The 24070-nt window shown below is 32.9% G+C and carries 32 protein-coding genes and 1 pseudogene; 4 read left to right on the plus strand and 29 right to left on the minus strand.

The window, feature by feature from the left end; all coding sequences use genetic code 11:
• Nucleotides 1-68: 68 nt before the first annotated feature.
• The 28 genes and pseudogenes from HWV59_RS15190 to HWV59_RS15320 all read right to left on the minus strand — a co-directional run bounded on the left by HWV59_RS15190 (nt 69) and on the right by HWV59_RS15320 (nt 19138).
• Nucleotides 69-494 (minus strand): GNAT family N-acetyltransferase, encoded by a 426-nt coding sequence (locus HWV59_RS15190; RefSeq protein ID WP_102232987.1) that lies wholly within the window; start codon nt 492-494, stop codon nt 69-71.
• A gap of 336 nt (nt 495-830) precedes the next feature.
• Nucleotides 831-1115 carry a hypothetical protein gene (locus HWV59_RS15195; protein ID WP_175639378.1) on the minus strand — a complete coding sequence of 95 codons (285 nt, stop codon included), beginning with the start codon at nt 1113-1115 and terminating at the stop codon, nt 831-833.
• 154 nt (nt 1116-1269) lie between these two features.
• Nucleotides 1270-1677, minus strand: coding sequence for a hypothetical protein (locus HWV59_RS15200; protein ID WP_175639379.1), 408 nt, complete (start codon nt 1675-1677; stop codon nt 1270-1272).
• Between the two features lie 576 nt (nt 1678-2253).
• On the minus strand, nt 2254-2685 hold the full coding sequence (locus tag HWV59_RS15205) for a hypothetical protein (RefSeq protein ID WP_175639380.1): 432 nt from the start codon (nt 2683-2685) through the stop codon (nt 2254-2256).
• 167 nt (nt 2686-2852) lie between these two features.
• Nucleotides 2853-3047 carry a hypothetical protein gene (locus HWV59_RS15210; protein ID WP_102232992.1) on the minus strand — a complete coding sequence of 65 codons (195 nt, stop codon included), beginning with the start codon at nt 3045-3047 and terminating at the stop codon, nt 2853-2855.
• A 296-nt stretch (nt 3048-3343) separates the two neighbouring features.
• Nucleotides 3344-3778: pseudogene (locus HWV59_RS27090) on the minus strand (MFS transporter); the annotation flags it as partial.
• A gap of 15 nt (nt 3779-3793) precedes the next feature.
• Nucleotides 3794-4513 carry an MFS transporter gene (locus tag HWV59_RS27095; RefSeq protein WP_235991749.1) on the minus strand — a complete coding sequence of 240 codons (720 nt, stop codon included), beginning with the start codon at nt 4511-4513 and terminating at the stop codon, nt 3794-3796.
• Nucleotides 4514-4790: 277 nt separating this feature from the next.
• Nucleotides 4791-4940 (minus strand): hypothetical protein, encoded by a 150-nt coding sequence (locus HWV59_RS15220; protein WP_235991750.1) that lies wholly within the window; start codon nt 4938-4940, stop codon nt 4791-4793.
• 83 nt (nt 4941-5023) lie between these two features.
• Nucleotides 5024-5215, minus strand: a complete 192-nt coding sequence (locus tag HWV59_RS15225; RefSeq protein WP_175639381.1) for a hypothetical protein — start codon at nt 5213-5215, stop codon at nt 5024-5026.
• A gap of 43 nt (nt 5216-5258) precedes the next feature.
• On the minus strand, nt 5259-5699 hold the full coding sequence (locus HWV59_RS15230) for a YaiI/YqxD family protein (protein WP_175639382.1): 441 nt from the start codon (nt 5697-5699) through the stop codon (nt 5259-5261).
• 517 nt (nt 5700-6216) lie between these two features.
• On the minus strand, nt 6217-7194 hold the full coding sequence (locus HWV59_RS15235) for an HD domain-containing protein (RefSeq protein WP_175639383.1): 978 nt from the start codon (nt 7192-7194) through the stop codon (nt 6217-6219).
• Nucleotides 7195-7335: 141 nt separating this feature from the next.
• A complete protein-coding gene (locus HWV59_RS15240; protein ID WP_102232996.1) occupies nt 7336-7581 on the minus strand; it encodes a hypothetical protein in 246 nt (81 codons plus the stop codon).
• A gap of 250 nt (nt 7582-7831) precedes the next feature.
• The gene (locus HWV59_RS15245; RefSeq protein ID WP_102232997.1) at nt 7832-8026 is read right to left on the minus strand and encodes a hypothetical protein; all 195 of its coding nucleotides are present in this window, start codon (nt 8024-8026) and stop codon (nt 7832-7834) included.
• Nucleotides 8027-8134: 108 nt separating this feature from the next.
• Nucleotides 8135-8341, minus strand: coding sequence for a hypothetical protein (locus tag HWV59_RS15250; RefSeq protein WP_102232998.1), 207 nt, complete (start codon nt 8339-8341; stop codon nt 8135-8137).
• A 136-nt stretch (nt 8342-8477) separates the two neighbouring features.
• Nucleotides 8478-8690: a hypothetical protein gene (locus tag HWV59_RS15255; RefSeq protein ID WP_102232999.1), complete on the minus strand. Its 213-nt coding sequence runs from the start codon at nt 8688-8690 to the stop codon at nt 8478-8480.
• Between the two features lie 611 nt (nt 8691-9301).
• Nucleotides 9302-9517, minus strand: a complete 216-nt coding sequence (locus HWV59_RS15260; protein ID WP_142385671.1) for a hypothetical protein — start codon at nt 9515-9517, stop codon at nt 9302-9304.
• A gap of 181 nt (nt 9518-9698) precedes the next feature.
• Complete coding sequence (locus HWV59_RS15265; RefSeq protein ID WP_235991751.1) at nt 9699-10022, minus strand: hypothetical protein; 324 nt, start codon at nt 10020-10022, stop codon at nt 9699-9701.
• A gap of 155 nt (nt 10023-10177) precedes the next feature.
• Nucleotides 10178-10687, minus strand: a complete 510-nt coding sequence (locus tag HWV59_RS15270) for a hypothetical protein (RefSeq protein ID WP_175639384.1) — start codon at nt 10685-10687, stop codon at nt 10178-10180.
• Nucleotides 10688-10957: 270 nt separating this feature from the next.
• Nucleotides 10958-11863 (minus strand): aminoglycoside phosphotransferase family protein, encoded by a 906-nt coding sequence (locus HWV59_RS15275; protein ID WP_175639385.1) that lies wholly within the window; start codon nt 11861-11863, stop codon nt 10958-10960.
• Between the two features lie 558 nt (nt 11864-12421).
• On the minus strand, nt 12422-13525 hold the full coding sequence (locus HWV59_RS15280; RefSeq protein WP_175639386.1) for a GerAB/ArcD/ProY family transporter: 1104 nt from the start codon (nt 13523-13525) through the stop codon (nt 12422-12424).
• A gap of 123 nt (nt 13526-13648) precedes the next feature.
• Nucleotides 13649-14179, minus strand: a complete 531-nt coding sequence (locus HWV59_RS15285; protein WP_175639387.1) for a GNAT family N-acetyltransferase — start codon at nt 14177-14179, stop codon at nt 13649-13651.
• Between the two features lie 471 nt (nt 14180-14650).
• The gene (locus tag HWV59_RS15290; protein ID WP_175639388.1) at nt 14651-15055 is read right to left on the minus strand and encodes a GNAT family N-acetyltransferase; all 405 of its coding nucleotides are present in this window, start codon (nt 15053-15055) and stop codon (nt 14651-14653) included.
• A gap of 4 nt (nt 15056-15059) precedes the next feature.
• On the minus strand, nt 15060-15497 hold the full coding sequence (locus HWV59_RS15295) for an NUDIX hydrolase (protein ID WP_102233008.1): 438 nt from the start codon (nt 15495-15497) through the stop codon (nt 15060-15062).
• Nucleotides 15498-15896: 399 nt separating this feature from the next.
• Nucleotides 15897-16373: an NUDIX hydrolase gene (locus tag HWV59_RS15300; RefSeq protein ID WP_102233010.1), complete on the minus strand. Its 477-nt coding sequence runs from the start codon at nt 16371-16373 to the stop codon at nt 15897-15899.
• A 45-nt stretch (nt 16374-16418) separates the two neighbouring features.
• The gene (locus HWV59_RS15305; RefSeq protein WP_175639389.1) at nt 16419-16940 is read right to left on the minus strand and encodes a DinB family protein; all 522 of its coding nucleotides are present in this window, start codon (nt 16938-16940) and stop codon (nt 16419-16421) included.
• Between the two features lie 83 nt (nt 16941-17023).
• Nucleotides 17024-17317 carry a hypothetical protein gene (locus HWV59_RS15310; RefSeq protein WP_102233012.1) on the minus strand — a complete coding sequence of 98 codons (294 nt, stop codon included), beginning with the start codon at nt 17315-17317 and terminating at the stop codon, nt 17024-17026.
• A 77-nt stretch (nt 17318-17394) separates the two neighbouring features.
• A complete protein-coding gene (locus HWV59_RS15315) occupies nt 17395-18099 on the minus strand; it encodes a nucleotidyltransferase domain-containing protein (protein WP_102233013.1) in 705 nt (234 codons plus the stop codon).
• Between the two features lie 529 nt (nt 18100-18628).
• A complete protein-coding gene (locus tag HWV59_RS15320; RefSeq protein ID WP_175639390.1) occupies nt 18629-19138 on the minus strand; it encodes a DinB family protein in 510 nt (169 codons plus the stop codon).
• Nucleotides 19139-19607: 469 nt separating this feature from the next.
• On the opposite strand from HWV59_RS15320, the gene HWV59_RS15325 reads away from it, so the two are divergent.
• The 3 genes from HWV59_RS15325 (at nt 19608) to HWV59_RS15335 (ending at nt 20943) form a co-directional block, all read left to right on the plus strand.
• Entirely contained in the window at nt 19608-19916 is a 309-nt protein-coding gene (locus tag HWV59_RS15325; protein WP_102233016.1) for a hypothetical protein, read from the plus strand.
• A gap of 65 nt (nt 19917-19981) precedes the next feature.
• Nucleotides 19982-20281 carry a hypothetical protein gene (locus HWV59_RS15330; RefSeq protein ID WP_102233017.1) on the plus strand — a complete coding sequence of 100 codons (300 nt, stop codon included), beginning with the start codon at nt 19982-19984 and terminating at the stop codon, nt 20279-20281.
• Between the two features lie 263 nt (nt 20282-20544).
• Nucleotides 20545-20943 carry a YkvA family protein gene (locus tag HWV59_RS15335; RefSeq protein WP_102233018.1) on the plus strand — a complete coding sequence of 133 codons (399 nt, stop codon included), beginning with the start codon at nt 20545-20547 and terminating at the stop codon, nt 20941-20943.
• Nucleotides 20944-21185: 242 nt separating this feature from the next.
• On the opposite strand, the gene HWV59_RS15340 is transcribed toward HWV59_RS15335, so the two are convergent.
• Nucleotides 21186-21680, minus strand: coding sequence for a hypothetical protein (locus HWV59_RS15340; protein WP_175639391.1), 495 nt, complete (start codon nt 21678-21680; stop codon nt 21186-21188).
• A 177-nt stretch (nt 21681-21857) separates the two neighbouring features.
• On the opposite strand from HWV59_RS15340, the gene HWV59_RS15345 reads away from it, so the two are divergent.
• Nucleotides 21858-23279, plus strand: a complete 1422-nt coding sequence (locus tag HWV59_RS15345; RefSeq protein ID WP_175639392.1) for a Na+/H+ antiporter NhaC family protein — start codon at nt 21858-21860, stop codon at nt 23277-23279.
• Nucleotides 23280-24070 lie beyond the last annotated feature (791 nt).

Here is a 24070-nt window from a genome sequence, read left to right on the forward strand (position 1 = left end):
AGAAAAAGCTGCCGATAATGACAGCTCCCATCTTCAACTCTTGCCCCCGTTAGTTTAACAAAATGCCTTTATTTATTTCTTAAAAAGTCAGGTATCCGAGTCATTACTTTTTCTTGTTCTCGAATAAAGTCATATTGTTCATAAAGTGTGTGTGCATCTTTAGTACCCAAATAACCAAATAAATTCTTTAAGTTCTCAGAACTTATTATTTCTTCAATCAATTTCTTTCCTATCCCTTGTCCTCTGTATTCTTCATCAATAAATACATCACATAGATAGTACATAGTTGCCCAATCGGTAACAACACGGGCAAAACCCACCTGTTTACCACCATAATAAACCCCATAACATAAGGAATTTTCAATAGATTTCTTGATTTTATCCTTTGGTCTCCTATTTGCCCAATAACTACGTTGCATAAAATCGAAAATTGTATCAATATCTAAAAGTGATTTATCGTCACTTATGTTTAATTCATTCAATTTAACGGTCATTTTCTTTCCCCCCAGTGAATTAAGAATAAATAGATAATTTATAAACATTCACTAAAGATAATTAAAAATCCTTCTTCAAGTAACCTGCTTCGTTACTTTAAGTGTAATTCTTCACAATCACTATTATGCAACTCATTGATCCTCAACAATATGACTCTATAAATGAAAATGAGCGACATCCTTATTCCAGAATGGTGCTTGATTGTTGAAGATCTTTGCAAAGCCTTTTTAACAGTAGTAATTTTATTTCAATGTTAATTAGATTCATATTAAACTGTTATACATAATGACTTACACATTAATTGCATTTTATATAAATGTTGTGACAATAAGTAATTAATTTTTATCCTTTAGTTCTAAAAGTATAGGTACTATATTTAGTAAAATAAAAACAATTGTCAGAAACCATAATGCCTTTTCCATAGTAGGTACAACATCCAACAATGCTCCCCAATCCTCTGCTTTTACCCAATTAGATACAAGGCTATTTACAGCACAGACTGTCAATGCTGTAAATGATAATCCCATTGCCATCGCAAGTTTATAGTCTTTTCCTGTTTTATACATATAAAGATTTATAAAAGTTGATACTATAGCAATGAGTCCTAATATTAACGACATAATTATGCCCCCATTAAACTTTTATTAAAGATGAACTTTTATCTTAAAAAATATATTAGAAGGTCCAGTTTTCCTAATGAAAGCGGGCCTTATAAACAAAAAGCAGCTATCCTTATTCAATAACAGCGCTTGTTAGAGTATAATGAAAGATACTTTAATACCTTTCTATAATTATCACATCATCGGAAGGAGTAAGGTACTCCTTTTCCCCTAATTTAAAATCAGCACCTTGACGATCAATCTCTACATATTGAACAACTTTATCATTTTCCATGAAAACCAAAAGATATATATCGTCTCTCCAATCAATATTACTAGGATCTTTAAAATGAACACCTAATTGCTCATCTATACCTTTTTGGGTACTATAAGGTGTAAAAAGGAAGCCTTTATCCCAGTCAAAATCAGCTAAAGTTTTAATACTGATTTCAGTATTATTTACATTTTCTACTATAGAATTTATGGACTTCCCTAGTTCTACATTATGGGGAACTTTATTAAGAATGCTATATCCTGTTAGTAATAGTAGTAGTAAAAGAACGAAAAAAATAAGTTTTCTCAAATCAAATCTCCCTACTTCTTTTAAGATACCCTCTAAGAAATTCTAATCTTTCGTAACCTCATTACATTTTAACATAAATATCCAATTTTAAGTTTGAAGGTTTTATATATTTGCCCTGCCCTAAAATAAGATCAGCGCTATCCTTTATTCAATAACAAGAGCGCTCATCCTTGTTCAGGAATGGCGCTCTCTTGTTGAAGATGGCTATCGAACTAAGGCACCCTTTAGTTTTTTGTATAATATCATTTCCACACATATCTCTAAACAATGTATCCAATACATATTTACCAACCATAAATACAGCAAGTATTGTGATTATTGTTATCAAAATATGTTTTACTTTAAATTTCATTTAACTCACCTTGATTCAATTTGTATATTTGAAGTTTTCTTTAGCATTCCTCAAAAAAAACCCTTATTGCACTAACCTGCTTCTATAGTTCAATAACAAAAGCTGCCTCAATGACAGCTCGTTCTTAAACTCTTGCTCCTGTTAGTGTAAGTGTAATGCTTCAAAAACTTATACAAAAAAATGCATATTTAGCTTGATTACTGTAAAATTCATACCTTTCTAAATTACATTCCTAAAATGGAAATAACCTTAGTTGAAGAGATTTTATCTTCTATCCACTTTTGGAATTCCGTAATCATAGTTATAAGTTGCTTTATATTATTATCATAGGTTTCCATAAATTCTTCCTCAGAATAGATGAATGGAAAACCAATAACTGCTTTTAGCGAATTTGGTTCAGGATTATTAGATAGATAATCCTTCATTTTTTGCAATTCTTTTATAATCGATTTCCACGTATCAATATCTATTTCATTGAATCCATAATAATCAAAATTTTTGTAACACTTTTCAAAGACAGGCATTATATAGCCAAAGTTATCTTCTGAAAAGAATATAGAAGAATTACTCCAACATTCTCCTTTATAATTGTCAGGGAGAATCTCTATAAAACAAGAACCTTCAAGGAAACTAGCATCGTATATTATTTCAATCATTATTAACTCTCCTAAAAGAAAACCGTTATAAGCTAAGAATATCATAATTTGAATTTGCTGGTTTAGGTAGTTTCTAATACTAACCTGCACATTTAGTACAATAAGAATGCGATACCACTTTAGGTATCTCAATCATTAGTCAACTATCTGTACTATGTGTGTTTCTGTTATTCTATTACTACACTATAAGAAATATTAAGTTTATCCCAAACCCAAGCCTGAAAAATTCTCTCTATTTCTATTTTTAATGCTTCGTCATTCAAATCTTCAACAATACCCAATTCTTTAAAGGTAAATGTTTCTGTCGCCTCTGTGCCTTCATATTTTGTACTACTGAATGAAAAGGTAACTGTCTTACCCATTGGCTCCTCCTCCTATTTAACTCTGTATAAATTCCCCAATAATTACAGTTTACAGTATTCCTTCTTATTACACTAAACTGTTCCGATAGTCGAATAAAAAAGGATTGCCGTAGCAACCCCTGGTATTCATCTCGAGCACCCGTTAGTCCAATTTATTTATTAACAAGATCAATGAAATTGGCGCTCTCCTCTTTTTTAAAAAACGAATGAGCTGCGTCTTCTTCAGTATTGCCTTTTTCGCTTTATTACAGAAGTTTATTTTCATGGTAGTTCAATAAAAAGACTTCATTCTGAGGTCATCTATTTGCTGAAAAAGCTGATTCTTTTTTTGTTTCTTGGACCTTTTGGGTGCTAAGGACAAAACTAATGATTGCTGCAATGCTACAAATATACGGGAGGAAAGGGTATCCCCAATTAGATATGACATAACCACCAATCATTGAACCAATGGTAATACCAATATACAGAGCCGTATTATTCCACGCCATAACAATTCCTCGGTCCTTTGGATATTCGACTGCTAATCGTGCTTGGTATGATGTAAATCCTGCATACCCAACCAAAGCCCATATGAACAGAAAGAAATAAATCCAATCTCCAGATGAGAAGAATATTCCTAAACAAACGAGTATTACAGTCAAAAAAATTAGCGCAGCTTTCGAAATCTTCCTTGCTCCAAACCTATCTGTAAATTGTCCACTTATAAGACTTCCTAAAACAGCACCAATACCATAAAAAGTAACAGCTTATGCGGTTTCTGATGATGAGAATCTATTTTCGGAATATAGAGCCGCACCTAAGTAAACATAAAGAGCATACATTGAAATCGCCCAAATGGTGGTAACACTTACCGAACCAAGTATTCTTAGCAGATTTCCTTCTAATAGATTTCTTGTAAAATCACTTTTAGGAACATATTTCCACGTTTTGAAATTTACTACTGCCAATATAGTCCCTATAATAGCCATTACAACAAATACTGAACGCCAACCAAGAAAATGCTCTAGTAACGTACCGACTGGTGCTCCTGCCCAAAGAGCTGTTAAATGTCCTGAAACAACAATAGAAAGCCAAGTTCCCCTCCGATGTGATGGTGCAATATCCCCGATAATGGCATAAATCAATGGGGTAATCGCAGCAACCGACAAACCAGCTAAAATACGACTAATGATTAACCAGGTAAAAGAAGGTGAAAAAGCAGTTAAGATATTAGAGAAGGAAAATAACAATAACCCAAATGTAATAAAAATCCCTCTTTCATTTTTATCTGAAGCCCAACCAAAGAAAGGTGCTACAATAGCATATGTTACAGCAAAAACAGTTACCTTCCATCCTGTCATAGCTGAACTAACATTATACGCCTCCGAAATGAACGGTAGTAACGGAGACACTACAAATAAATCAGTACCCATTAGAAACAAAGTTATCCAAGCAACACTTAAACTTACTCTCCCTTGCGAGTCCATTACATCCTCCATTTACACTTATTGTTATATGTATATTCTTTAGAGTCATAAAAAGGACTTCTTGTTCAGTTAACTCCCGTTAGTGGAACAACAAAAAGGGCTGCCGCAGCAACCCTGAATCTTCAACTCTAGCACCCGTTAGTGTAAGTACATTCCTTCACAAATTTGTTTTTTCGCTATTTCTTTTATTACAGGATTGCTGCTCTTTTGCTGAATAAAAAAAGAGTATTGATCCTTATTGGATCAATACCCCCGTTTGTTTAAGGTAATTCTTCACTCAAACTGACAACAATTCCCTTGCTAATAATCGATAGACATCCAAGCGTTTTTCTTGTGAATGGGGAATACTGATAATCATTGCTTCATCAAATCCATATTGTTCTTGTTCTTTTTGTAACAGCTTTGCTATTTCCTTCGCATCTCCCACTAATCACCCCTTTAACTTAATTCACATATAACGATCTAACATTTATAACAAACTTTTAGTAAGAATAAACAATAGAAAAGAATTTACTTTTTGGGCTGATCAAGTGCTTGGTAAGCTACCTGGTACTTTCCTCTATCGGCAACTTCTGAATGGTACAAGGCCTTGAGGGCATTGTTTTTTTCAAGACCCATTTCTGACTTCAGTTCTTTAAAGCGGGTATGCAGTTCTTTATTTTCCTTAATTAGTTGTTGCATTTGCGATTTTATGTACTTCAAAATATTTAGCTCCTTTCTTAATCTCTGAGTTTAGCCTAAATTTTTAACTAGTAATAACCTGTATAAAAAGATCCCTAAATTGCTCCCGGTCTTCTGCTTTAAAAGGCTTTGGACCCTTTGTTCGCTGTCCGCTTTTTCGAGCCATTGCACTTAAATAACGTGTTTGTAATAATTGGTCGATATTTTCATTTGTATAACTGAATCCTGTATGGTGGAGGACGATAATTCCTTTTGCTAAACCTAGCGACGCAAGACCATAATCTTGTGTCACAATAATATCTCCTTTTTCTACCAACTTCACAATTCGATAATCTGCAGCATCTGCTCCAGAATCAACATAAATGGTTTCCACTCCTGTTGGCTGTTCTGCATTAGAAAAATGAGAAAAGCTTGTAACAAGGATAACCGGGATTTCTAAATTCCTTGCTTCAGAAATAATAATATCTTTCACCGGACAAGCATCTGCATCCACATAAATTTTCATCTTTCTTCCTCCTGTTAAGAAGTTCGACTTACTATTTAAAACCAATTAAGATAAGAAGAATTTTCACTTTGAAAAGTAACCAATTACTATAAAATTCAACCCCATACTCCTTATCTAAATCGCATAATGTCTAATACAAATCTCCTTCATCGGCGTTTCTATAAGATAAAACTCCACTGTCGAAATTAAATGCTATTGTTTTATCATCCTCTGTTTCAAATAGTAAAGCAAGACCATTTTCATTATCAATTAGACTCTATAAATAAATTCTCTTCGGAAAACTCTGAACTGGTTCCCATCTTCCCTAAATTTCTTCAATACTCAAATTAACCTCACTCATTAACTTTTTTAAATATTTTATCACTTCATCTTGAACTAAACTCCGTTACTTTAAGTGTAACTCTTAATAATCTTAATTTCATTCTAATTGTTCTTCTCCAATCTGGCCATTAACCAGAAAAGCGCTCTATTGTTGAAGATTGTTGTGTGGTAAATCTCAAAACATTAAATGCTAACTTTAGCTAGATAGGATTCTTACATACATCCCTTTCTCGGCTTTCTCATATGCTATATTCCTCATAGCTCTAACTCTTTCTGATAATTTCGACGCAGGTATTAGTTTACCTTCCTTTAAGATTGAAGGGTCTATCATTCGAAGTTTATTTTTCCTATGTAAATCATAATTTTCTTTGTCCTCTTTTACTCGTACATTTGGATGAAGCTTGCTAAATAAATTAAGTATTTCTTTATCTTCTGAAAGTTTTATTTTTCTTATTAAGTCATCATCTTTACCAAGAAAATCGTTAAAGTTCACAATGTTTTTCTCTAACGATCGTTTTAAGATCTTAGCCAATATATCATAGCCATAGATATTTAACGGATCCATAAAGAAGTCTATAACTTCTTTGTAAAACGTTTGGACGAACCATTCTGCAATTTCAATGTTAGTAAGATACATTTTTCCTTCGAAAATCATTATGTTTTCCAAGAAGCGCTTAACCTCTTCTATCGTTATATGTCCATACACATACATATCACGAAGAGTATAATCTACCCTATCCGCACACAAATCTGGTGCAGGCTGTTCTAACAACGTCCATTTAGTATCATCAAGCAAAACATCCTCATAATTCAGATTATATTTAGCTAAAATAGTTGGAATTTCTGAGTTTTTAACAACTGAATCATATATTTTTTCATGATAATCTTCTTCTTTATTTTCAAGGACAAAATCAATTACATGAGAAAAAGCAGTATGAGAAACATCATGTAATAATCCTGCAATTTGCTCCTTTAGCGAACCACCAAGCTTTTTTATTAGTAACATGACACCTACTGAATGATCATAACGAGTGACGTTCCATTTTTCATTTACCAAGTAACTTGCTCCACCCTGATGTATGCCCTTTAACCTTTGAATTGGCTTACTCATTATTATTTCTTCTATTACTTGATCTACCTCGAAATCACCATAAATCTCATCACTTATAACCATCGTTTCCCCCTTAACTTGCATAAGTAGTTGGTTTTAAGTACAAATAGCACGCAGTTGACATAGCAATCACCCTATCTTCCACTCTTACGCTTCTATTGCTGAAGAATGATCATAGAATAAAGCACCCGTTAGCTTAACAACTTATTTTTTAAAGTCATCCATATTCCAATTCCAATTAGCATTGATAGTTTTTAAAAACTCGTTAATTTGTTCTTTTGATAAATCCTTGTTTCCAGTCTCTTTAGTTGAATAAGACTTTAATACCCATGTATCACCATAAGGTTTTTCTGGTGCTTTCCATTGAACACCAATAATGTAATCCTTTTTATCTATTGTTACTTCAACCGAAAGTATATCTCGATGAAGTATAAAGTTTCTCATGTCCATTAAAACACCCCTATTTTACTTCGTGAATACATTTAATTGTCTTCTTTGATAAACCTAAACCACTAACCATAATCCTTTATTAAACTTAGACCAACTTTCCATCCATCCCCATCTTTTTTTATCAACATCAAACCAGAAGTAATCGAGAAGTACAGCTGATATAATGATTATGACAACTATAGTGGAAGCTATTTTACATCCCTCATATTTAGTTACTAGGTATACGTTAATTTATTAGTGATGGTTTCGATTATTCTTCAATTAATCCGATTATTAGTTTAACAAAAATACTTTTTTCAAAGGAAAGCCCTATATAGTTATAGTGTATAATTACTTCGTTTATAGGTTTATTGTTTATAACTGTTAACCAATAGCTTTTATCATTTTCAGAAGCAGTGCCATTATTTACTTTTTCTAACTGTCTTGATGGAGAAGTATTTGCCAAGATATTTACATCCTTGATGTTTTTAATTCCATATTCTTTTGCTTCACCATCAAAACCATCAGAAATAATGAAGCCTTTTAATGGATTACTTATTTGAATTTTTTTGTCTTATGGTACTGCATTATTATTTATAAACACACTCTTAATATTTACATCACTAAAACCTTTATTTCCTATTTCAACAACAACTGTATGTTTATCCCCAGATGAACCAACCGTCCCACTAACTAAAGGTGGATTGGATTTTATAAAAGTAAAAAGTCCAATCGACACTATGGCAACAATTAGAAACGAAATCATAATTATTTTTCTCATTTCTCACACCCCATTAGGTAACATTTTACCATAAAAACCCATAATCCTTATTGAAGTATTCTGCTCCGTTACTACAATAAGAAAAAGGTTGCCGCAGCAACCCCTTGTAAAACTATTGCACCTGTTAGTGCAATAATCACTTCATAAACTCTTTTCTATTTTCTTTATTGTGACCACCATATTTTCTAAACAAGAATGCAACTATGGTGATGATTGCACCTACGAAAACTGAAAAAAATGTAACTCTATCCCAAAGGGTATTATGATTGCCATTATGACGTATTAAACCGTTTGCCAGTACGGAACCTAAACAGATTATATAACCAATCCATTCAATAATTCTCAACATTGGTTTAACTCCTTTCTGAAAATCCCTTCAATAAATTTCACCATAAATACCCAAACTCATTTATTAAACTAACCTGCTTCGTTAGCATAATAAGAAAAGTGTTCTACTCCTAATTTATGTAAAACAACTGTTAGTAGAAAAAGATGTCAATATGCTGTCTTCTCTAAACCATTTAAAGTGTTTTTAATTGTTTGAACACCAATTGAATATCGTTTTGCAAATCATCTAAAAAATTAGAGAGTCTATTGTGTTTCTCTAAACCAATTGATTGAGTTTTTAATAGTACTTCGTTTACTTTTTCTAAAGATCGTACTAATGTTGTATCGATAAAAGGATCATCTGTTAATTTTGTATATCTTTTTCAGTGTGTTGTTTATATTATTTAGGCTTAATAATATAAAGCCAAGCATTATAAAGGTTATAATTTCTCCTGTAAAAAAAGCAATGACACCTAAAATCAAGAAGTAAAAACTGTACCACCAATTATTCATTCACAAAACTCCCCCGTTAGCACAAGAAGAAACAGGACTGTCGTAGCAGCCCCTGCAATCTTGCACCCTTTTCTTTAACAAGAAATGGTGTTTTACATTCAGCAATCATATCAAATAAGGTTATTGTCCCACCTCATTATTTTCTTGTAGTGTTTTTATCAGTTCTTCAAAATTATCATTAAATCTGTTTAATTCGTATTCATAAGTTTCGTTATCTGAATTGTTTCTTGTTGAATCCCTTATAGCACTTGATATAGTAAACGCAGAAAATAGTATGCATATACTTAAAATAACTATTGCACCCGTCAAAGATAACCTTGGTTTTTTCTCGTTCACATTATCCCCCTTATAATTAGCACACTTTAATTGTAACACTCAAACTCCTTAATTGGGATATATTTTCCATTTCAACTCACCTGCCCTATAGTTCAAGAACGGAAAAAGCTGACTCATTGACCGCTCGTACTTAAACTCTTGCACCCGTTACTTGAACAAAAAGAATAATTCAATTTAGTTATTAGTGTGGTACTGAATTAGTTCCAAGATAAAAAGCCATAAATATACTAAAACAACCTAAAAGACTAAGAATTGTAAAAACAATCATTCTCCCTATCTGCCTTATGAAATAGATATTCACTAAAAAGTAATAGATAATAGCACTTCCAACAATAAATAGTAAAAATTCTTTGGTGTCTTCACTCGAAGGAAGTGGAGTTGTGACATTACTAAATGCTAATCCAGCAAAAATGAATGTACCTATTATATTTAATAACTTTCTCATACTTACTTCTTTTTTAGTTACAATATCAAAGTTTTGAGACGTTTGAACATTTGTTTCCACAATAACTCCCCCCACTTTAAAAGTCTTAATAATTATACGGGGTTATCGAATAAATGTTTCATTAATCTTCTGTGTTGCTTAGTAAAGTATCCTGCTCCTTTAGTAAAAAAGAAAAGGCGATTTTCTGGAAGACTCCAGTATTTATTAGCTTAATTTTATTTAATGTGTTTAACGGCTTCATAATTCGGTGGAAGTTCTTTAATTTTATTTTCGTCGAAGACTTTTTTCAATATTTTTTTATTTTTCATAAAATGATATTCAATTTTCAGCTCCTTAGGAATAGTGCTAGAAGCTATTTTATCTTTTAGGAAAATATAAAAATAAAGAAAGCTGCCACTTTGACTAGGCCTTCCACAAATCATATAAGATTCGATATCTCTCCATCCAATTTCAACGTTTCTTTTATCTTTCTCAACAATTACACCGGTTTCTGTCACTGTGATAAGTAATGCAGGATTTATTAATTGTTTAAACGAATAAACGGTTATATATATGAAAAGCATCCCAAATAATAACCTACAGATCAGTCCTGCCCAATAAAGCCAATTCATTTCACCGCCTAAATTAGAATAAAAAAGCACTGCCACATAGATTAACAAGGGAGCAAAAACAATTAATATTACAAACATATAAATTCTTGAATTATAAAACTTTTTCTCTTCCAACTAATCACTTCCTTCTATTAAAATACGGAACACTATGTAGGAAAGTTTCAGGATCTTTCTAAGCTAATCACTTCTACCTTACTCCAATAAGAAAAAGCTTTATCCCTTAAGGAAAATTCTCCCCCTTATTCAATAAACCTCCAAATAACATCTAAATAAGCTCTTCTTATATCCAATTATTCACCTTCCATTATACAATTCCCCTTATATATAAAGCGCCTTCATCTCTAGATACTTGTAAATCTAATCTACAATTGGATATTCAGTTTCTCAGATGTACCATTTAGGCATTAATTTTTCAAAATAATCATGATCATCTAAAAACATATACACTTTATCTAGCATATCATTTAAGCTTTCTGGAATAGCTTTTAACGTCCATATGACAGTTGAAAAAACGCACATCGCTAGGTAAAGTGAATACAACCTCCAAAAATATTCATCAGGATCATTGTTATTAAAATAACCTCTAATTTGTCCTATTGAAAAAGGTATGCTTATTTCTCTAGTGAAAATACCAATCTTAAGAAATTCATGAATAGGATCACCCCAATCATACCTGCCAAAATCTATAACTCCTGCAAATTCTTTATTATTCACAATGATGTTTCCGAGTGTAAAATCATCATGTTGGAATAAGTTTGGGCGATTTTTCATGAGGTGAATGTTCTTCTCAATAAAATTCATTATTTTTTGATCATTTTTTTCTTTTATTCCACATTCTAAGTATGCTTTCATGTAATTCTTATGTTTCTTTACCTTTCTTGAATACCATGAAGACACATTGTCTGGGGCAGTATATTGATGCATTCTTCTTAGTTCTTTTGCAGCCTCAACACCAATATTATATTGTTCTTTATGTGAGTATTTGGGGATTTCTTCCTCTCCATCCTTCCCCTCTATATACGATGTGATCATATATCCTCTATTTTCTACTTCACCAATAGAAATAGGTTCTGAACAAGTAACGTTATAGTCCTTCATTTTCCCTAAAATAGAATATTCTTTCTTTTTTGATTCAAAGTCATCTAGATCAAACAATCGAAGTAGTAACTTTTTATTCTCGTCCTGTGTATATATTAAAAATTTATCATCAAAAGAAAACCCCTTTGTAATCTGTTTGATTTCCTTACAATTACTTATTAAGGGTATCTGTTTAGATAGTGATTCAATCATAACCTTCCCCCACCTTTTTTAAATGAAATAATATTCTCAAACATGATCTATAAGAGGATTATTTTTCCTTCTAGGAATCTTCAACAATCCAGCACTAATGAAAAAGAGCTCTTTGACTGCTATCCTTAGAATTTTTTTAGATTTTAACAGATATTATGTTTGTTTAATTAATTCTTAATGTTTTTATATTTCACTTTTAATAAAATGTTCTGTCTAGTGATCGATGTAAAAATTCTTCTAATTTAATAAATCTGTCCAGGATAACAATAGACAGACTGATGGTTTTCTGTATATCACTCATTAACTATTTCCATTACTCTTTTGTTAAACTCTTCTTCCGAAATTTTGCCTTCCAACTTAGCCCTTACAAGTAACTCCTCTTTTTCAGTTAAAGTTAACCCTTCTAGTGCCAAAGAAGCTTTTGCGTAACCAACAGCTTTATCAATGCTTGTCTCTTTTTCGATAGCAAACTTCCCCTTTCATTATCATTTCCATTTTGTAGACTTTTCCTCTATATCTCATGGAACAAGAAAAATAGAACCACCTAGATCATGTCATTTATTTTAAGATGGCTTTCATTTTCTGCTTCATTTTAGATATCACCAATAATACTATCGGAAGAAAAACCCCAATTGTCAAAGCATAAAGCACCCATACACCATTGTTAAATTCAGATTCATAAATTGTATTTGGATACATAATTAGTGAATGGATAACTACCAGGAGTCCAAACGGAATTAAAATGGTGCGATAATCGGATAAACCTAAAATTTGAACTGTACCTAAAATGCTTGCATAAAAATATAATGTTAATTTGAAGAAAAGGGTTATAAACCATATGATTGCAACAATAACTTCAATTCTTTCCATAAAATCTGCTACACTGATTTTCTTTGCTAACACGTAACTTGGAAAAGCAGCACGTGACGTCACATCAGCACCTAAAACACCAATACAAGTAAATGTAATGACTGCAATGACTATTCCGCCAATGATATTTGCCGTTACGAAAGTCTTTCCAATACTTTTTAGTTTATGTAATGAAGGTATCAGCATTGCAAATACTATACAAGGCATCCCACTTATGCTTGCATATACAATGGCACCATGAATAATTGTTTTTACATCTGCCTCAAGAATAGGCTGAATTCTTGTGATTTCAATCTGAGGAATAACAGCGATAACAAGGAGGAGTATTAATAGAACCATCCAAGGAAAGAAGATTTCTGCAGTTCGGGCGATTACTTCTATTCCTAGGCGCAAGCCATACAAAATAACAAGCGCAAACACAGTATTAAATACTTCGATTGGAGTTTCAGGCATTATTTGAGTAACCATAAAATTTCCCATATTAAATAATAAACCCGAAGCCCCGATAAAAGAAAAATAGATAAATGGAACAGCCATTATTTTCCCTATCCATTTCCCGAATATTAATTCGCAATATTCAACAAACGTGTTACGGGGATAAAGTTTAGCTAATATACTAAATAAAATAATGATCATCATTGATATTACGATCCCAACTAGTGATGCAATCCACGCATCCTGCATAGCTATACCAGCAAGCCCTGAAGGTATAAGGAGAATCGAACTTCCTATCGTAAAAACAACCACTAATAAACCAAATTGAAGTGGTGATATTTTTTTGTTATCTAACACGAAGATTCCACCTTTTTACAAACTATGTAAACACCTCCTATTCTTTCCTAAGTTAGGCAATTTAGTCTAAAAATAAAAAGAGGAAAACCCTGTTAAATGTTTCGTTTAACTAAAATAGGAACATTACCTATTTTTCAATATTGAGTAAACATATGTATCATATACCTCTCCATTTTGATACATATAATTCCTCAGAATGCCTTCTTTTTGAAATCCTATTTTGGAAAGCAACTGATTAGAAGCTTCATTTTCTATAAAAACTACAGCTCCTAAACGAGTAAGAGCTAATTCGTCAAAACCATATTGAATTACTTTTGATAATGCTTCGGTAGTATAACCTTTTCTCCACTGTTTAGGATGTATCTCATATCCTATTTCTGCTCGTTTATGTTTAGGAGACCAAGCATTAAACCCAATTGTGCCAATGATTCCTGAAGTTCCTTTTCTTTCAATTCCCCAACGTATTCCTTTTTTCTCTTTATAACTGTTTGCAAAGAAATCAACAAATGCTTCTGCTTGTTCTATATTTTTCAACGTCTCTTGACCATAATATCTCGTCACATTCTCATCAGAAAAACAAGAGAATATGCCCTCTGCATCATCCCTAGTAATTTCTCTTAATATCAATCTATCTGTCTCTAATATTGGAAACATGTTATACTCCACTCACTCTCTGTAATGTAATGCATTATTCTAATCATTTATTTACCAAACAAATTAGAGAACAATATTTAGTAATCAAGCTCTATTATTTGGGAAGCCCTTAGAAGTAGATTAATCTTTCTTATCGTTTAGCAGTAACCTTGATTCCTATGAAAAAGGATACTATGGCAAAAATGATTAAAAAGAAACTAAGAACACCATAAACTCCGCCCTCAAATCCTCTAATTTTAACAATACTAATATAGAAGATACTTACAGCAGCTAAAAATACCAGAATACCTGGCAACATCCTTACAAAAAAGGAAAAACCTTTTTTGCTGAACCATCATGTAAGCGTTAATATAATAAAAACCTCCCTCTTATCTCCACTTATTATCCTCCTAAATACATTTAATCTTTTGAAGTGACGCTTTAAAAGTTGGAGTTCGTTATTCAACTAAAGCTACTGTAAACTCAATAAGGTCATTCATTAATATATTCACATAAAAAACGCTCTACTCCTGGATACTTTTCACCCAAACTCTTTATCTCGAAACCGTATTTTCGATAAAAATCGATTGCATCCTTATCCGTTTCAGCAGTAATGATTGGGTATTGTTCTGTCAAAAATTTAATCATTTTGCTACCGATGCCATTTCCTCTTTGTTCTAGAGATACAGCAATATGTTTTATTACACACTCTTTTAAACTAGTTATTTCAATTCCTACACATCCAACAAAATTCCCGTTACATTCAAAACCAAATAACTTTCGGTTTTGATCATTTATATATTTTTCATATTCTTGGTCTATCTTATTATCTAAGGTGGCACAGGAAAGAAGGACTCGTATAGACGGATGGATTTTTTTCGCATTTATTTTTTTCATATTACTATGCGTTATGAATAACTCTTTTTCTAAGTAAATAGGGTACTGATGACTTACTTTTTATCAATCCCTTTGAATCAGTTATGTGTATATATTCTTCTGCTTGCTGTGGGTCCATCCATGTAATTTCTTCGATTTCCTCTGGCATTGATATATTTACGTCTCCACCGATTATTCTCCCTCTAAAAGTAAAGAAAATCGCGTGATGACCTCTTTCTTCGAAAAACGTTTCACTTACAGAAAAAACACCATCTATCTCTACATCTAAGCCCGTTTCTTCTTTTACTTCGCGAATTGCTGCTTCTTCAAGTGTTTCATCTGGTTCAACTGCTCCTCCAGGAAGTGTATAATAAGAATGATTTTCTCCTTTATTTTTAACCATTAATACTTTCTCCTCCTGGTCATCAAAGAGAAGAACATACGTGACATCTACTCGTTTCATAAATTAAAATCCCCCCTGAAGAGTTACCACCGTAATGACCTATTACAACATTATTGATCAACCATTCGGTGTGAATTTCATCTACATAATGGTTTTTACTTCCTATCCAACTATACTCAATCATAGTAAATGACTTAACTCTCTAATAATGGCGGGTATGCGAAACAAATGACTGTTCTGTTGAATTAGTTTCATAAAAAGATCCTCCAATAAGAAAAATAGAAAATCAATGATCGTTTCATTTCTGTCAGCGAAATCCTAGCTACTATTTCCATATATATTAACATAAATATCCAAATAACTTTGTAAGGTTTCTTTAAGAGGATGAATTCGAACTAAAATAAGCACCTTTCCTTGTTCCAGAAAAGCGCTTGAAGAGTATATGTAATATAATTAAAATTAGAATATTTCTTTATAGTAACTAAGCGTTGGAACAATTAGACCCGAATCATACATACTATCAAGCTCTGATTTGTTCACCCACTTAATATCAATTACCTCATCATGTTGCAGCATCGCACCTGAAAGATCAAAAGTTTGCTCAAAGACCCAAATATCACAGAAATTATTTTCTCGACGTTCACTTCTTACTAACTTACCGTTCAATTTTATTAAATCTATTCCTATTTCTTCTTTTACTTCACGAAGGGCTCCTTCCAGACTTTCCTCACCTGCTAAAATAGATCCTCCCGTACACTCCCATAGGTTGGGGTGGGTTTTATCTGGATGTCGCTTAGTTACAAGAATTTCCCCTTTCTTATTTCTAATCCATACATGAACAACTATATGATATTCACCTTCTAGTAATGGGATTCCGCGTTTATGTGTTTTATTTATTTTTTTCCTATTGAAATCATATAGATCCCAGAGCTCCAAACTATTTCCTCCCAACTATTTAAAACTGCAAATAGACAAATGAATTTAGATTTTTTCTTTATACCATTTTCTAAGTTGATTAATATGAGCTTGATGATAGCGATTATGATCAGCGATGTGCCAAAGTCCCCATCGAATGGTTGCTTTCTTTTCATTTCCATGACCAAAAGTGACAACTGAATCTAAATCATCATCTGTCAATTGTATACATGTATCATTTAACATTTTTAATACATTTTCATATTCATTCAAAAGCTCTTCCAAAGTCTTGCCTTTGGACATAGGAAGCCTGCCATTCGCATCTATCATGGGACCAAATTGTTCGTTTAATGAAGCAGGAAGTGGTTCTCCTTTTATTCTATAAACCCAATTGAGGTCAACAAACATGATATGTTTTATTAACTGAGCTGTGCTATTAAACTTGTCATTTGGACCCTTGTATTCTACTTCTTCTTGCGACATGCCATTAGTTATAAATTGTAGTCTTTGACTATTTTCTTTCACAGCTGAATATAACATTCCTACGATGGGTGTCATATCTTTTTCACCTTTTAAATCGTAAAGCATAAATCCTGCCTCCCAGACCTCTTTGTATTTTCCAACATAATTTTCCTTTCCAATCAAAAAATAGCCTGATTGTTTATGAACAATTAGTCGATATGGTTGTTCTCCTTTTTTCCAAATAGTACAGATGTAAAGTAAGTAAATATAGCAGTTAATAGACCTGCACCAAACAATATGCTTCCAATAATGACAAAGTTATTTTTATACGTATTAACAATCATGTTGTATTGGCTTGTATCAGCGATACCATCTGCTTGCTCAAGGAGCCAAGAATCCCCTAGAGCTGTTGCAAAAGAAATACTTGAAAACATCAGAACTAATCCTGCTATTGCTAATAAAGATGAAATAATACTTAATGCCTTACTATGTTCCTTTAACAAATAGATCCCCCCCTAAACTTAATAAACCCTTAAAGTATTTCTCTAAATTGTTTTATAAGGTAATATGGAATATCTTTTCATTTTCCAAGTGAAAACCCATCAAATAAACGACCCCCATGAGGTTCCAATACCTTATCAACTAATTGAACAACCTTCTTTTTCTCACCTGTTTTATAAAAAACATTAAAAGCCGCTACAAACTCTTCTGTAAAATTCTCATCATATTGGTTTAGAGCCCGTACAATCCATTTCGAAGAACCAATCCACTGACGATTTGTTCTTAATACAAATTCGTGAACAAGGTAAGCTATTGTATTGGCTATAAATATGTCTTCAGCTCGGTTATTACTTCCTGAAAAATCATCCAGTGCATCAGTTATAAAATATCGTTTCGTATTTATCATTTCTTTAGACCATATTTCCGGCCCCTTTTCTAAAATTTCTTTAGCTTCCTTTTTTATAGATTCTAAGATTCCTACATCTCTTAAGATAATCCCTTCGGAAATCATTCTTGGCATAGAAGGCTTAGCAGACTTGCAGTCCATTTCTATAAAGTATTTGTATGAAGTTAAATTATGAACAAAAACCTCTATAGCCCATCCAAAGTCAAACATTGATTCCCTATATGATGATGTGAGATTTTCATCGAAAATGACAATATCCAGATCAGATGTTTCTGTAGCCTCCCCCCTAACAACACTTCCAGCTAATATAGCTCCTTGGCAATTTGAAAAGTTCTTATCAATAAATTGTTTTGCTGCTACTATTGGATCTATCTTCATCACTCACTGCACCTCTAACCATCTTTTTATTTCTGCTTAACAATTGTTTAACAAGTACGACGACTATATTTTTAAAAAAATCTCACATAGGTATATATCCTTTAGTAAAGTAAACATAAATCATTACTGGGATAAAACTAAATAGCATAGCTAAATTGATTATTGCCAAAAGTCTATTCTTTGCTAGGTAACCGAAACAAAAGCCTATTGGACTAAGGATGAATGTTAGCATTCCATAGGGTTTTTGGATGTTAAGCACCAGATAAGGTACCCATGAAATAACACTAAAAAGAAAAAGAGTTAAGGAAAGATAGTATAATATTTTTGTTTTTAAAGTGATTGTACTCATTTATTCTAATCTCCATTATCAAACTAAGCTTCTATTACCCTGCCTGTCGTTAAGTACATTTCTTACAGCATCTTCCTAATTTTAACATAACCATCATCCTTGTTTTTCTAAAATTTATAACATAAATTGAAATAAGCACCCCTCTTATATCAGAAAGATGCTTGTTTGCGAAAGATTTCCTTATGATCTTTTTGCGAATTCCTTATCAGACAACCCCAAAATGTCTGTGTTTTTAGGTATATGGCCAAGTAAACGCAATATCGTTACAATTTGCCCTTTATGATGGAATTCATGAGTAATTGAATGGAACTGTAATTGGTGTGGAGTTTTACTTACTAACCCACTACCCGGTTTCCAAGAAGGCTCTTTTTCGATATACTCTTCAAATTTGTCTTTGAATTGATCAAATAAACTCTCTACATATTCATCAGCTTGTTTATAATAGCGTTGAATATCATCTACCTTCATATTATGAATTACTTCTTTCGTTAATAATGGAGATGATGTCTCAGATAGCAAAAAAGAACCTATCCACGCATGATAGCATCCTGCCATATGAACTAATGAATCTCTAATACTCTGAAAACCAAATTCAAACTCTTTTGTAAGTTCATCTTCAGTTAATTTTCTACATTGATCTAATAAAATTTGACGCGTTTGTTTTACCCACTCATATTCTATCTTCTCCATAGTTTTTTCCCTCCTTTAATAAAGTGAAATTTTTCTTTTTACTATACACTAATTAGTACCACGAGTAACATCTAATATATGGCCCTATAATGAAAAAGAGCGACACCCATAATCAAGAGCAGCGCTTCGATTTCTGAAGATCATAGAATACCTAACATACCCTTAACCCTCTATTCTTTTCTTTTGAGCTCTATTACTGAAGACCGTTGATTGATTCCTGTGCTGTGCAACAAATGACTTTTGTTAGTTTTTTTCTTTTAATTAGCACACATTAGTCAATAAATAAAGTTTAAATTAATAATTCATTGCAAGAGCGGATAATTAAAGAACACTGAATAAATCTCTATATGATGAGTACCTATTAACCTTTAAAAATATACTATAGTTTATATAAAATTGATCTAACTGTCCAAACTATAAATTACTTTTTGAATAGAATAAATCATCTCAATAAAAGGAGGAGAAATAAATGAGTAGAGTTTGGAGAAACGAAGATATCTTCGGCAGTAATAAACGTTCAAGAAATGAAGTTAAAAATGACGTCAAAAATGACGTAGACACAGATGTAGAATCTATCCTTGATAACGACCTAGATAATGAAAACGATATTAATTTAAAAGATAAAAATACAAATATTGCAAGAGCAAAGGTGTTTAATAGTGGGAATTCTAGATTGGATGTCGATATTACTGTAGATAGCGACTCTCGAGCAAGAGTAAGGGCTAGATCAGATGCTGATTCTGATCAGGATCAAGAACAAGAGCAAGAACAAGATTAATAAAGTTTTATAGGGATACTAGTTTTTCTAGTATCTCTTTTAGTAAAAATAAGGAGGAATTAAGGATGAGGATTCCAGCTGAGAACATACTTAAAACCGTAATAGATAATAGTGGAAACTCAGACGTTGACCTTGTAGTAAATATAGATATCGAAACAAAAGCGATTGCTTATGGTTTAATATGCAGTTTATATGCTAAGGGGGATTTAGATGACCTCCAATTAGAAAAGGCAATTGATAAGCTGGATTCATTAATAGAGAGGGATAAGAAAAGAGACCAATTAAATCAAAACAAAGTCATTGAGAGTAAACCCAAATTAAACGATTATCCTCAAAGCAACAAAAGAAGAAGAAGCTGGTTATAAACCACCTTTCTTCTTTACATAGTACCATTAGAGAGCTCTAAACTTCTTTTTAATAGGTATATATTTACAAACTTACTTCCACCCATTAAAAGCTAGCAGGTGTCCTTCAATAATCTGGCCCACAAGAACGATGCTATTGTCTATAGGATAGTAGAACAGCGCTGTATTGCTGAATTTTACTCCTTCAATATTTAAGCCAATAGTTCATTAAAAAAACCTCCTTTTTGATTTATAATCATATTAAAGTGGAGGTTATGAACATAATGCAAAAACAAAATACATTAACTAAATTAAAAAGCTTTGCAAAAAAATTAAAACTTAATTTATTTGTACTTTATTTATCATATAATGATCAAAGAGTCACTTGGTTTGCAAAAGTAGTTGCTATTTGTGTCGTGGCTTATGCTTTTAGTCCAATCGATTTAATACCAGATTTTATACCTGTTCTGGGCTATCTTGATGATTTGGTCCTTGTCCCACTTGGAATTTCATTAGCGTTAAAATTAATTCCAACAATAGTTATCGATGAGAATCGAGCCAAAGCAGAAGAAATTAGAAAAAATGGTAAGCCTAAAAATTGGTTTGTAGGTTTTCTATTTATTTTTATATGGATTATCTTTGCAATATGGATTAGTAAATTGATATATAGATTTTTTCTGTAACTAGGGCGATGTGATGATTACTTCGTCTTTTTTCATTACTTCGCAATTTTCTTTTCATGCACAGAAAAAAACGCATTCATAATGAAACAATGTGCTCAACTATTGAAGATTGTTGTTGACCAATAGTCCCGTTTTAAGTATATTGTTTTAGCAATTTTTAAATAAATCATTTTATCACTCCACTGTGTTTGAAAACTTGTTCTTTCTGCAAAAGAGATTAAAAAGAAAGAATGTATTTTTTCTCACACCGACCTTTGCACTTTTCGTAATAAGCTTAATTGCCAAGGCAACCAATAACCATAAACAACAATGAATACAGGAATAGACCACCAAGTTTGCCATCCTTTTAACTTCATATATCCTACTTGAACAAGCGCCCATTCAGATAAGGAGGATAAGATTGTGAAAAGAACAATGTACAGCCATTTCTTTTCCTGTTTAAAGTAATTTAGATATATGACGGCATAACACGAAGGGATGATTGCGTAACTTATGAAATCACCTATTCCTTCTTTCTGTATATCATGCCCCAGATCAAATACATCAAGATAATTTAACATAATGAATACATCTATTACTATTGCTACATAGTCCGTGGTACAAAAGATAAAATAAATCTCTCCCCAGCTTAATCGCTTTGGCATAAAAAATACATATGCTAACATTATGACACCTAATGAAATGGGAACCCAGATTCCTTTTGAAGACAAATCTAAGTTTTCGATAAACTTATCCATATACGTGTTAGTTATCCTCCTTAGAATAAACATTCCTACTCATATTCTAAGCAAAAAAATATTATTTATTTATTTGTGTACGTCAAGAATTCGTATTAGTAAAAAGAATTCATAATCCCTCCCTCCCTTGGCAAACTAATGTGAGAAATGGATTTCTTTGTCTCGGGAGGAATAACCTTGAATCAAACCTGGCTTTCATTAATTCCTTTTATCATCGTCATCGCCATGTCCATATGGCTAAAAAACATCCTGCCTAGCTTAGTGATTGGCATTTTAGTGGGGTCCATCATTGTTTCTGCTAATCTGTTGGTGGGAATGGAGCAAGCGGTATCCTATATCGTCACCACACTTTCCGATGCAACGAACATTAAAATTATCGGCTTTTTATATTTATTTGGCGGTCTTGTCGGGATGATGAATATCGCCGGAGGTATTAAGGGGTTTTCAGAATGGGCCGGGACGAAAATCCGTACCGAACGGGGATTGCTCATTTTTATTTGGCTTACCCTACCCTTTACATTTATGATGCCGATGTTTCGGATTATGATGATTGGGCCGATTATTAAATCACTCATAAAAAAGATGAACCTTTCTAAGCAAAAAGTAGGAATGACATTGGATATTTCAACAGAATCTATCATTGTGCTGCTTCCGGTTGCAACGGCTTTTGTTGGGTTCATGGTTTCTTTGGTGGAAGGCGGCATTAGTGGGTTAAATCTGGGGATGTCTCCTTATGAAGTGTTTTTGTTAAGTATTTTGTTTAACTTTTATGCGATCATTATGCTAATTATAGGGATTGTGCAGACGTTTTGGAAACCTAGAAAAACGAAACAAAGGGGCAACCAGGAACAGAAGGATTTGGAACAAGAGGAACATGAATACCACCGCATGGGGATTAAAAAAGAATTATCCCTTGTAAAAGCACAGCCTTGGCATTTGATTGTTCCTGTCTTTTTATTGCTGTCATTGTCTTTATCTCTGTTATGGCAAAACGGTGTTGCACAGGGAGCTGAGACGATATTTGAAGCCTTTTCTATGGCGGATGCAACGTTTGTGATGCTCCTGGCTGTTTTTATTACACTTATCTTAACCTATGTTTTTTATGTCGTCAGACGCGTGAAAATGAACGAAATTCTCTATCATTTTTACGATGGCGGCAATCAAATGATGGAAGCAATCAGCCTCCTTATTCTCATTTGGGCATTAACATTAGCGGCTGAAGATCTGGGTTTTTCTGAGTTTATCAGCAACTCGCTAGGAAGCTTTCTGCCCGCATATCTAACTCCTGCAGCAATTTTTGTTCTTGGGTCTGTTGTCGGGTATTTTATTGGAAGCTCCTGGGGGACTTGGGGACTGTTCATGCCACTTGGCATCACACTAGCTGTAGCCACTGGAGCCTCCATCCCATTAACAGTTGGTGCTGTCTTTGCAAGCGGAGCATTTGGTGCACTCACCTCTCCGCTGGGTGACACAACCATCACAACAGCCTCCATTCTCGACATGGACCTCATCGACTACGCACGCTACAAATTGAAGGTCTCAACGATTGGCGGGGTTATTGCAGCTGTGTTATTTGTTGTGAGTGCTTTGTTTCTTTAGGGACGGAGGGATAGGGACGGAGGGACAGGTTTGTTGTCCCTCCATTTACTGGAAACAGAACTTTAACTAGAATTAATAAAGTTAAAGATTTATCTCTGATTAAAAAATCCCACAATTAAAATTAATCGGGTGCATTCTTACTAAATGACACAAAAATTGACGTATGGATTGGCATACGTCCTTTTCCTTATTTATAAGGTTTCTACGAAATCCCCTTAACTTTGGCATAGCAATCGCCATCATTATTATGATGGCAATGAGAATTGTACCATTAAATTTACAGTGCTGTTTTGAATACCAAATTATTGAGACATTGAGGGGCCGCGCACTTATCTGTTGGGGGTAAGGTAAAGCACCTGGATTGAAAAAATAGAAGGAAAAATTTCGCTTATTTTAGGAATTATTATTAAAAAATTCATAAATAGACGGATAGATTCCGCCTATTGACTCGAAAAATGTGAAAAAGAGAGATTTTGCTTTACATAATCGGAAAACCTCCGCTTATTTATCCCGAAACAAGCTCAATACTGCATCTAACCGGAAAATCTCCGCTTATTTTTCCTTTTGCTGGTTACTCGATTCAAGACAAGACATCCTATTAAAAGTAAGTGAGACTTTATATAAATTAAGGCTTTGAATTCCTAATAATGAAACTCATTACATTACTATGGCGAGTTTCCCCTTTTTATATATCAATATCGTTTTCAATACCACTGTCATATCATCACGTATTTTATGAAAGCACCTCAAAACGGAACCCTTTGTAAAATTTTATAACTGTTCACATGAAA

Source organism: Metabacillus schmidteae (genome assembly GCF_903166545.1).
Taxonomy (GTDB): Bacteria; Bacillota; Bacilli; order Bacillales; family Bacillaceae; genus Metabacillus; species Metabacillus schmidteae.

Coding starts and splice junctions, on each gene's coding strand:
- HWV59_RS15340 (WP_175639391.1), bottom strand. CDS start 21,680: ATGGATAAGTTTATCGAAAACTTAGATTTGTCTTCAAAAGGAATCTGG.
- HWV59_RS15275 (WP_175639385.1), bottom strand. CDS start 11,863: ATGATTGAATCACTATCTAAACAGATACCCTTAATAAGTAATTGTAAG.
- HWV59_RS15305 (WP_175639389.1), bottom strand. CDS start 16,940: ATGCTTTACGATTTAAAAGGTGAAAAAGATATGACACCCATCGTAGGA.
- HWV59_RS15295 (WP_102233008.1), bottom strand. CDS start 15,497: ATGAAACGAGTAGATGTCACGTATGTTCTTCTCTTTGATGACCAGGAG.
- HWV59_RS15195 (WP_175639378.1), bottom strand. CDS start 1,115: ATGTCGTTAATATTAGGACTCATTGCTATAGTATCAACTTTTATAAAT.
- HWV59_RS15210 (WP_102232992.1), bottom strand. CDS start 3,047: ATGGGTAAGACAGTTACCTTTTCATTCAGTAGTACAAAATATGAAGGC.
- HWV59_RS15320 (WP_175639390.1), bottom strand. CDS start 19,138: ATGGAGAAGATAGAATATGAGTGGGTAAAACAAACGCGTCAAATTTTA.
- HWV59_RS15250 (WP_102232998.1), bottom strand. CDS start 8,341: ATGAGAAAAATAATTATGATTTCGTTTCTAATTGTTGCCATAGTGTCG.
- HWV59_RS15205 (WP_175639380.1), bottom strand. CDS start 2,685: ATGATTGAAATAATATACGATGCTAGTTTCCTTGAAGGTTCTTGTTTT.
- HWV59_RS15235 (WP_175639383.1), bottom strand. CDS start 7,194: ATGGTTATAAGTGATGAGATTTATGGTGATTTCGAGGTAGATCAAGTA.
- HWV59_RS15325 (WP_102233016.1), top strand. CDS start 19,608: ATGAGTAGAGTTTGGAGAAACGAAGATATCTTCGGCAGTAATAAACGT.
- HWV59_RS27095 (WP_235991749.1), bottom strand. CDS start 4,513: ATGGACTCGCAAGGGAGAGTAAGTTTAAGTGTTGCTTGGATAACTTTG.
- HWV59_RS15230 (WP_175639382.1), bottom strand. CDS start 5,699: ATGAAAATTTATGTGGATGCAGATGCTTGTCCGGTGAAAGATATTATT.
- HWV59_RS15330 (WP_102233017.1), top strand. CDS start 19,982: ATGAGGATTCCAGCTGAGAACATACTTAAAACCGTAATAGATAATAGT.
- HWV59_RS15190 (WP_102232987.1), bottom strand. CDS start 494: ATGACCGTTAAATTGAATGAATTAAACATAAGTGACGATAAATCACTT.
- HWV59_RS15285 (WP_175639387.1), bottom strand. CDS start 14,179: ATGTTTCCAATATTAGAGACAGATAGATTGATATTAAGAGAAATTACT.
- HWV59_RS15315 (WP_102233013.1), bottom strand. CDS start 18,099: ATGAAGATAGATCCAATAGTAGCAGCAAAACAATTTATTGATAAGAAC.
- HWV59_RS15335 (WP_102233018.1), top strand. CDS start 20,545: ATGCAAAAACAAAATACATTAACTAAATTAAAAAGCTTTGCAAAAAAA.
- HWV59_RS15255 (WP_102232999.1), bottom strand. CDS start 8,690: ATGTTGAGAATTATTGAATGGATTGGTTATATAATCTGTTTAGGTTCC.
- HWV59_RS15290 (WP_175639388.1), bottom strand. CDS start 15,055: ATGAAAAAAATAAATGCGAAAAAAATCCATCCGTCTATACGAGTCCTT.
- HWV59_RS15240 (WP_102232996.1), bottom strand. CDS start 7,581: ATGGACATGAGAAACTTTATACTTCATCGAGATATACTTTCGGTTGAA.